Origin of the sequence: Chryseobacterium sp. FP211-J200, from assembly GCF_001643375.1 — a bacterium.
GTDB classification, from domain to species: Bacteria; Bacteroidota; Bacteroidia; order Flavobacteriales; family Weeksellaceae; genus Epilithonimonas; species Epilithonimonas ginsengisoli.
On the sequence record NZ_LSHB01000062.1, the window covers coordinates 1 to 6,267 of the forward strand.

The 6,267-nt window shown below is 36.5% G+C and carries 7 protein-coding genes and 1 pseudogene; 6 read left to right on the plus strand and 2 right to left on the minus strand.

Annotated features, from left to right (window positions below; genetic code table 11):
- Positions 1-159: pseudogene (locus AXA65_RS20325) on the plus strand (IS982 family transposase); the annotation flags it as partial.
- Positions 160-364: 205 nt separating this feature from the next.
- Positions 365-742, plus strand: coding sequence for a hypothetical protein (locus AXA65_RS17190; protein ID WP_063971290.1), 378 nt, complete (start codon positions 365-367; stop codon positions 740-742).
- Between the two features lie 33 nt (positions 743-775).
- Here AXA65_RS17190 and AXA65_RS17195 read toward each other — a convergent pair whose 3' ends face one another.
- The gene (locus AXA65_RS17195; RefSeq protein ID WP_063971291.1) at positions 776-2,923 is read right to left on the minus strand and encodes an endonuclease MutS2; all 2,148 of its coding nucleotides are present in this window, start codon (positions 2,921-2,923) and stop codon (positions 776-778) included.
- 89 nt (positions 2,924-3,012) lie between these two features.
- Here AXA65_RS17195 and AXA65_RS17200 point away from each other — a divergent pair, with 89 nt between their 5' ends.
- On the plus strand, positions 3,013-3,558 hold the full coding sequence (locus tag AXA65_RS17200; RefSeq protein ID WP_131797846.1) for a hypothetical protein: 546 nt from the start codon (positions 3,013-3,015) through the stop codon (positions 3,556-3,558).
- An 87-nt stretch (positions 3,559-3,645) separates the two neighbouring features.
- On the opposite strand, the gene AXA65_RS17205 is transcribed toward AXA65_RS17200, so the two are convergent.
- Positions 3,646-4,053 (minus strand): YceI family protein, encoded by a 408-nt coding sequence (locus AXA65_RS17205; RefSeq protein ID WP_086048257.1) that lies wholly within the window; start codon positions 4,051-4,053, stop codon positions 3,646-3,648.
- A gap of 198 nt (positions 4,054-4,251) precedes the next feature.
- Here AXA65_RS17205 and AXA65_RS17210 point away from each other — a divergent pair, with 198 nt between their 5' ends.
- The 3 genes from AXA65_RS17210 (at position 4,252) to tssD (ending at position 6,049) form a co-directional block, all read left to right on the plus strand.
- Positions 4,252-4,740, plus strand: coding sequence for a GNAT family N-acetyltransferase (locus AXA65_RS17210; RefSeq protein ID WP_063971294.1), 489 nt, complete (start codon positions 4,252-4,254; stop codon positions 4,738-4,740).
- A 6-nt stretch (positions 4,741-4,746) separates the two neighbouring features.
- The gene (locus AXA65_RS17215) at positions 4,747-5,226 is read left to right on the plus strand and encodes a MarR family winged helix-turn-helix transcriptional regulator (RefSeq protein ID WP_063971295.1); all 480 of its coding nucleotides are present in this window, start codon (positions 4,747-4,749) and stop codon (positions 5,224-5,226) included.
- A gap of 415 nt (positions 5,227-5,641) precedes the next feature.
- Complete coding sequence (tssD, locus tag AXA65_RS17220; RefSeq protein WP_063971296.1) at positions 5,642-6,049, plus strand: type VI secretion system tube protein TssD; 408 nt, start codon at positions 5,642-5,644, stop codon at positions 6,047-6,049.
- The last annotated feature ends 218 nt before the right edge of the window (positions 6,050-6,267 follow it).

Below are 6,267 nucleotides of genomic sequence, written 5' to 3' on the forward strand. Positions count from 1 at the left end.
CTTTGCGACCAATTTAAAATCAGAAACAATTACGCAAAATCTTTTAACGGTTTTAAAACAAGGGTATTGAGCAAAATAACAGCATTAACTTTCATTCAGTTTGTAAATGTTTTTGTTTTCAGTAGAAAAATGAATAGACTTAAAATTGAATTAATGTAATAATGCACTACGAGTATTATAATTCAAATGAATCCAAAGATAAGTTTGGTGATTTTGCATTTAGAAGAAATATGGGTTTGTAGGTACTAAATTTTTCTATTAATAAATAATTATAATATTGTTTATCACCATTAATCTCAACTTTAACTTCCTTTAACAACGCATTAGCACGAACCTTGGAAGTTATCATTCAAATCAAAAAATTATGAGTGATAAAAAACTGGCCGGTCTATGGATAGACGGCACAAAAGCAATTGTGGTGACCAATCACGATTCTCAGGAAGTAACAGAATTTGCAATAGTTGATACGGTAAAAGCGGAGATCCAACACGGAAATTCAAGTGAAAATGCAGCGAACAATGCAGAACAATCCAATAAGCTGAAGTTCTATAAAGAAATCGAAAAGCTGATTACCAACAGTACCGATCTTTATGTAACTGGCCCTGGAACTTCGCAGGAGGAATTGAGAAATCACCTTTTGGAAACGGCACAATACAAAAATCTAAACATCAAACTAGGAACGGATTCACAGCTTAGTGAACAGCAAGTTCTGGAGGAAGTGAAATCTCACTTCAACGCATAAAAAAAGCGACCTGATTTGGTCGCTTTTTTTGTTTTAAATCCTCTCCAATTCCCCAGAATCAATCGTCGTTTTGAAAGTTCCGTAGTTCACGGTGACTTTGCTTTTCTTGATCTCTTCTATGGTTCCAACGCTCGTGCTTCCTTTGATACGGACGCGCTGACCGACTTTCATCCAGATGGCTCGTTCTGCGACGCGTTTTTCTTCCAGTTTTTCGTTGGTCTCTACGATTTTTTCCTGAACGTCTTCTTTTTTCAGCTGTTGCGTGATCTTTCGTTTGATGACTTGCAGACGTTTGCTTTCGTCTTTATCAACGCCTATTTTACGGAATTTTTCCTGTTCCAAGATCTTCACGAAATCTTTCACCACATCTTTTCTAGATTTTCCTTTCACGTAGCTGTCAATGAAGGATTCTATTTTGTTTCCAAATTGTAGTTTGCGATGTTCGTCTTCATACAATTTCTGGAAATTATGAAGTTTTTGCTGAAGTTGCTCATTCAGTTTTTGAAGATTATCCCGCTTGTCTTCTACAGAATCTCGTTTTTCCGACAAATCAGATTTGATCTTCTCAACCGCAAATTTTTCCTGCTGAAGTTTTACGATGGTTTTATCAAGATTCACAATGTCGTGTTCCACTTTTTTCTTGGCAGAATTGATGATGAATCTCGGGATCCTATTTTTCTCCGCCACTTCAAATGTGAAAGAGCTTCCGGCTTGCCCAACTTCCAATTTGTAAAGAGGTTCAAGAGAATTTTCATCGAAAAGCATTGCTGCATTGGTAGCTGCAGGAAGATTTTCTACGACCAACTTGATGTTTGTGTAATGCGTTGTGATGATCCCGAAACTCTTTTTGTCGTAGAAGAATTCTAAAAAACTTTCTGCTAACGCGCCACCCAATTCCGGATCTGAACCGGTTCCGAATTCATCGATCAATAACAATGATTTCCCATCGGCTTCTTTGATCATTCCGGACATTTTTTTCAGTCGGGAAGAGTAGGTGGAAAGGTGATTTTCAATAGATTGATTATCGCCGATGTCCGTCATGATTTTTTCAAAGAAGAACATTTCGGATTTTGGGTGACAAGGCACCAGGATGCCACTTTGAATCATTAATTGTAACAATCCAACGGTTTTCAAGGTGATGGATTTTCCGCCGGCGTTTGGTCCGGAGATGCAGACGATTCTATTGTGTTCGGTCAATGAGATTGTCTGTGAGAAGATTTCTTTTTTCTCTTTTTTATTTCTGATCCAAAGTAAGGGATGAAAAGCTTCCCGCAATCTTAAAGTCTGATGACGGTTAATTTTTGGTAAAATACCGTTGACCTGCTCCGCGAATTTTGCCTTTGCTCTTATTAGATCTAAATCAAAAATATAAGTTTGATAATCTGAAAGTTGCGGCTGGAATTCAGCGATTTCGGCTGTGAGTTTTCTAAGGATTTTATCGATTTCTTTTTTCTCTTCTTCCTGATTTTCTTTTAGTTTGAAGTAATGCTTCACCACACTTTCCGGCTGAATAAAAGTGATGGAACCAGTTTTCGAAATTCCTAAAACGCGTCCGGAAACTCTCTTTTTGAATCCAGATTTTACCGCCAAAACACGTTGGTCCTCGATAATACTTTCTTTGATGTCATCCAAAAAATCGCTTTGTCCGTAATTGAACAACGCCCGATTGAAGTTTTCACTAATTGCTTTTCTGGCATGCTGGATCTCTGTTCTCAGGGTTTTTAGGATGGGCGACGCTTCGGTTTTGACTTCTCCAAAACGATTGAAAACCTTGTCTATTTTATCTACGATCTCTTTCTTGAATTCGAGGTGTTTTATTTCTTCCAAAAGGGTTGGGAAGATCTCGGAAAGTTGTGGAAAAAAGCGCTGCAGTTTCCCGATCTGTTCCGTCATCGTTTTGATCCTCATAAAGGATTTGTTTTCCAGTCGGAAATTTTCGATAAGCATCAGTTTCAATTCTTCTTCGATATCTTCGTATTCATCAAAGGGAACGACTGCGGCGCCTTCAAAGCTCGATAGGAATTCTGAGGTTTTTTTCAAGGATATTTCGGCTTCGTCTATTGGCATTGGCCGAAGTTCCATGATCTTATCTGCTGTTTTTGGCGAGAATGCGAAAGGGGCGATCTCCGAAAGAAGTTCCGGAAATTCTAGTTCATTAAGGTCTGCTTGATTGATATTCACAATGCAAATTTAATCAATTTATTATGGAATTTTCCAGCTTGTTATATTGCAAAATGATGTATTTTTAAATCTTCATAAGGATTTGATCAATGAAATCTATTCTTCACTTTTCGCCCATATTAATGTACAGCTGGATAATTCTTAACTGGATTCTGATGTTTCAAAATTTTGAAGTTTCAAGCTTTTTGGATTTGGCGGAAGAAAGGGTGGGAGCGGAAATTTTGTTTCTTGTTGCTGGATTTTTTCTTGTTGCAACTGGTTCTGGTGAACAAACAAAACATGATAAACGGGTGTTTTGGGGAATTTTTGTTGCGTTTTTTGTACTTGGCTTTTTCATTACGAGAGATAATGGCTTTGGATTACTTTCGATAACTGGGATTTTTGCGAACCAGCTTGTAGAATATTTTTCAAAAACCGGAGATTATGGTGATGAAGCCAATGAGAATTTTGTGAAAGGAAAAGGTGGAATTTTCAGATTTGTTTTAGTCGTTTTGTACGGACTTCCGATGGGGTTTTTATTAAAAGCTTTAGGCTATGGAAATAGTGCTTCGATGATTTGCGCTTCTATAATCGGTTATTACCTTATACTTTTATTGATTGAGCTGAATGGGATTTTAAATAAAAAACTAAGGTGAAAATTAGTTTACTCAAATAAAAAACAGCATCACCGGAAAACCCAGTGATGCTGCACGAAAAATCTAATTGTATGAAAAAGTATGATTTTAAATTTTGGTTGATAAGCTGAAGGTGAGGTCCAGGTCGTCCTTCACAACGATCATGCCGCCCATTTTTTTCGGTGGTGTGATGTTAAAATCACTGAATTTTACGTTCTTTCTGCCTACCATTTTGTTGTTTTCTAAATTGAATTCTACATTGTACTTTCTGCTTTGATTCATCATTTTAACTTCCACCACTGCAAGGTATCTCTTTTGATTTCTGGTGAAATTGATGAACTTGATGGTCATTTCCGGGTACTTTGCGGCGTTCAGGATCTTTTGGAAATCTTTGGTCATCATCTTGTTGCCGCAATCGAAATCTGCGACTTTCAGAATGATATTCGGAAGGCTTTTTTCTGAAAAAGAGTAGGCGCCTTCATTTTTGAATTTGCTGTTGATACATTGGAAACTAATGACGTTGGTGCTGCCATTACATTACGTAGATGTCTTTTTTAATTGTATAGATCTGGATATTTGAAAATTATGAATTTAATCTATGTATTCCCTCTGTACCAAATGTTACGAAGCGCAACAAACAGAATATACCAAAAGGTAACATTATTTGTATATATGTATTTAACTACGTAGTTTTGTACTTTAAATTATTTTATTATGAACGTAGAAATTAAAGCGGTAGATGATAGTTATACAAATCAGATCACACAACTCATTTCAAATATTCAGCAAAACGAATTCAATATAGCCATTTCGATAGAGGATCAGCCGGACCTTTTAGCTATCGAAGACTTTTACATTGCCAAAGGAGGACATTTCTTTGGAGCTTTTCTAGATGATGAGTTGGTTGGTACGATCGCATTGGTCAAATTCGATGAACATTCGGGTGCTATCAGAAAGATGTTCGTAAAAAAAGAATTTCGAGGTAAGGAATTGAATATTGCGCAAAAATTGTTGGATGTTTTGATTGATCACTGTCATAAAACTAAAATAGAAAACCTATTCTTAGGCACTGTTTCCGTACTCAAGGCTGCACAACGATTCTACGAGCGTAACGGGTTTGAAATAATCGAAAAAAGTCGGCTTCCCGACAAATTCCCTTTAATGAGCGCGGATAATGTATTCTATTCAATTAATTTAAAGTAAGATAACATGAGTGTAATCAATGAAGCCGGTATTCTTGCGTTATCAACAAGGTTACAAAGGCTAAGTGAACAATTGCGTAGAGATGGTGCGCTTATCTATAAAAGCTTCGGAATCGAGTTCGAACCCAAGTGGTTTCCCGTCATCTTTGCATTAGATCAAAAGGAAGTTCTAAGCGTGGTTGAAATAGCCAATGAGATCGGATACACGCATCCCTCAACCATTAGTCTGCTCAAAGAATTGGAGAAAAAAGATTTGATCAAGTCAAAGAAAGATAAGCTGGATGAACGCAAACGCTTGATCCTACTCACACCAAAAGGTGTTGAATTGGTCGGTCAAGTTCAGCCCATCTGGGAATTGATTGCAAGTGTGTTGGGAGAAATTTCGGATAATGAGAATCATCTATTGAAAGCCATTGAAGAGGCTGAAGCGAAAATTGCCAATCAAACATTTTATCATAGAGCTTTGCAACAAAAGAATTCTAAATGATGGCAGAAAAATGAGCTTTACCTAACTTGGAAACAACCTTTTGGAAATTACATTAATTGTGTGATACATAAACGAATAAAAAAGCATCAACTAAAGACAGTTGATGCTTTTTTTGCATCAGTAACCGAAGAAATATCAAAATATTTGGAGGAAGTTTTGCAAAGGATTTTAATTTTTTTTGAGTAAATGAGGATGTCAAATCATTCTAAAACTGAAAAAGTTATTAACCGATTATTGACTTTATCTCGATTTTGAATAGCAGCTTTACAAAGATTTAAATCAGTATATGTATCAATTACGAATTTTCAAAAAAATGTAGTAATTCTACTATTGAAAATTTAAGGTTGTGGTTCTATCTTTGGAATATTGAAAGCGAGACAACAGATTATTTATTAATATTTAAAATTTAGAAATCATGGCAAACAATTCAAGGGCCGTACTGAAATTCAACGGCGGAACAGAACAAAAGATCCTAAAACTAAATTACGGTGTATCAAGAAACACCGATGTGTCTGGAAGAGTAGCATCAGATCCTTCTAACGCACTCATCAAGATCACCGTTGAAGCAACAGAAGATTCCGGGATCTTGGAAAGCTTGCTCAATGGAAAATACAAACCGACAAGTGGTGAAGTGACGTTCAACAAATCTCACGAAGAAGGCACATTGACCACTTTGAAGTGGGAAAATGGCTATGTGATCCAGCACGAGGTAGATTATGACGCTTTGAACGAGGACAACATGTTCATCAGCTTCGTTATCAGCGCAGAGAAGATCGATTATGGTAACTCAGCATACGACGGGATCTGGCCAGGAGCAAAATAGTCTTTGATCATCAATTCTACACCATATCATTGAGAACAATCCTGATGAAAATCCATTTTTTGGTGTTTTTCATCAGGATTTTTACTTAATGATCATATTTTGAACAGCAATTGCATCATTCTTGATGTGGATCTCTAAATTAAGAAAATGAACATCTAATTGTAAACATTTTCATGGGTCTTACAATGGCCTTTTTTTAAATTACTAAAATCACCACA

Excerpts from the sequence above, each read along its gene's own strand:
- AXA65_RS17190 (WP_063971290.1), top strand. The coding sequence starts at position 365 with ATGAGTGATAAAAAACTGGCCGGTCTATGGATAGACGGCACAAAAGCA.
- AXA65_RS17200 (WP_131797846.1), top strand. The coding sequence starts at position 3,013 with ATGAAATCTATTCTTCACTTTTCGCCCATATTAATGTACAGCTGGATA.
- AXA65_RS17210 (WP_063971294.1), top strand. The coding sequence starts at position 4,252 with ATGAACGTAGAAATTAAAGCGGTAGATGATAGTTATACAAATCAGATC.
- AXA65_RS17215 (WP_063971295.1), top strand. The coding sequence starts at position 4,747 with ATGAGTGTAATCAATGAAGCCGGTATTCTTGCGTTATCAACAAGGTTA.
- tssD (WP_063971296.1), top strand. The coding sequence starts at position 5,642 with ATGGCAAACAATTCAAGGGCCGTACTGAAATTCAACGGCGGAACAGAA.